We start from the raw sequence: 2256 nt of genomic DNA, 5'->3' as shown, positions 1-2256 counted from the left end.
GGGATAAATTTATCAGCTATAGAGTTTGAACAGAAAGATTTTGTTCAAACCATTATATCTACCATAGAAGAGATAGGAGTACCTGCTAATTCGATTGATTTGGAATTAACAGAGCGAATAGCAATGGTAGATGAAAAGGAAACCTTATCGAAGTTAAAAGCATTAAAATCATATGGTGTACATTTATCAATTGACGATTTTGGTACAGGTTATTCTTCATTAGCGTATCTGCCTCTTTATCCAATTGATACTTTGAAAATTCCAAGAGAATTTGTTAATAGGATTGGAACTTCTACTGATGGAGATGAAATTATACAAACCATTATTTCACTTGCTCATACTTTAAACATGAAAGTGATAGCAGAAGGGGTAGAAACGAAGGAACAATTAACAGTGTTACAACGTAATGCATGTTATCTAATTCAGGGCTATTACTACAGTAAACCTGTAAATGAAGATGAATTTATTGGTTTTTTAAGTACAATACAAAATGAATAAGTGAAAAATCAGTATATGTATGAAATAAAGTGAAAAGACGATCTATCCATATGGATTTGAACGTCTTTTCACTTTATTTTCAGTAGTTATGCAGCAAGGTTTCAGCCTTTGAAAGTAAAATAAGTATCTATATTCCTTGTATTTAGGGCTAATGGGATATGAGGTGAAAGTTGCTTCTTGTGAAACCGCATTAGGGACAGCTCGTATATTCTTAAAGCAATTTGAAAAAGCGGAAGAACATTTCAATCGTTCCATTGACCTTTTGCAAAAACAAAATGAAGAAAAATTGATTTTAATAGTAAGGCATAATCTAGGACTATTATATGCAACTCAAAATTTATCTAAATTAGCAATTCGTCATTTATCAGAAGTCACAGAGAAGAATATTGCCCATTTTAAAGCAGTGTTCTTACAAGCGCGTGAACACTATAAGCTAAGAAAAACAAATATTGTAAAAGAACTTATTGAGAAAGGATTAGCAGTTTGTATGGAATTAGGAAATGAAGAGTATGTATATCATTTCAATATTTTACGTTCTCTTAATGAAGATGAAGCAATTAAACTCTTAGAAGAAGTGAAAAAAGTATTTCTTACTTCGAAAAGCAAGGTTTATGGGATTTCGTAGAAGAATATGCAGATCTAAAAAAGGAAGAAATTATACAATAATCACATGCTATCATTTTTAATAGCTAATTAACAAAGGGACTCCAATTATGGAGTCCCTTTGTTAATGGGATAATGCTTTAGTTTATCTAATTATAACAATATTTGTAAAAAGTGTAAAGGGGTCCTAGTTTGGAGGGGGAATTATTTAATCTTTTTTATTTAATAAAGGGATGATATTTAGTTATCTGCGCTTCTTAATTATGTTTTTTATCACAATTTGAAGTAAATTTCAGTTAATCTTATTTATTTTATAGGAATTATAAGTTATACTAAAAGTAGGTGCAAAATGTACCATTTGAAAAAGAGTGCATTGCAAAAAGGAATCCGTAAAGGATTCCTTTTTTGTTTCTTTTAAAATGAAGCAACGTTCTAATTATCTCTTTCTTTTTTTATGAATGAACTACCAATGTATAAATTTAAAAGGTATTTTTGGAAAATTGCCATATTCCTGTAACAAAACAAAGGTATGTTATGTGTGTTAAATATAAAGAGAAAGAAGGAAAAGTTGTGAAAAAAGTTTTGCCAATTGTTGCGTTATTAGGCATGATGAGTTTTGGAGTACAGGAAATGAATGTAAGAGCTGATACATACCACAAGGGCGATTCAAAAATTAGTTTTTGGGATTCGAAAAGAAAGGGTACTAATTTCATGAATAGTACGTCATTACCTGAAAACTATAAAAGTGCAAAAGAAGCTAATATTGAATATGTACGTTTAGCACCTGATAAATGGGCAAAAGATAAAGATTTTCTATTTGAGGATAAACCAGATACTTCTGGAAAGGATTTTCTGATAGGTAATGCAGATAACTATCGGGGATTAGTAAAGGAAGATCTAGAAAAATTAAAGGCGGATTTAGATGCCGCACAATCACAAGGAATGAAAGTCGTTCTTACAATGTTATCCTTACCTGGTGATCGATGGCGCCAATTTAATAATAATAAGAATGACGACAGAATATGGGAAGAAGAGAAGTATCAAGAACAAGCAAGTCAATTTTGGAAGGACCTCGCTCTGGAACTAAAAGATCACCCCGCGGTGGTTGGTTATAATATTATAAATGAACCACATCCAGAAACAGCTAAAAATAAT

General features: G+C 31.1%; 3 protein-coding genes. All 3 read left to right on the top strand.

Features of this window, described 5'->3' with window-relative positions; genetic code table 11:
- Nucleotides 1-498, top strand: a 498-nt coding sequence (locus tag HFD78_RS28910; RefSeq protein WP_135238879.1) for an EAL domain-containing protein, incomplete at its 5' end; no start/stop codon positions are given.
- 151 nt (nucleotides 499-649) lie between these two features.
- Nucleotides 650-1123 (top strand): tetratricopeptide repeat protein, encoded by a 474-nt coding sequence (locus tag HFD78_RS28905; protein ID WP_141551816.1) that lies wholly within the window; start codon nucleotides 650-652, stop codon nucleotides 1121-1123.
- Nucleotides 1124-1635: 512 nt separating this feature from the next.
- Nucleotides 1636-2256, top strand: a 621-nt coding sequence (locus HFD78_RS28900; RefSeq protein WP_191968145.1) for a cellulase family glycosylhydrolase, incomplete at its 3' end; no start/stop codon positions are given.

Origin of the sequence: Bacillus sp. EKM501B (assembly GCF_011800505.1) — a bacterium.
Lineage (GTDB): Bacteria > Bacillota > Bacilli > Bacillales > Bacillaceae_G > Bacillus_A > Bacillus_A cereus.
Note: the sequence above shows the minus strand (reverse complement) of the source record. Positions and strands in the feature narration are given on the sequence as shown.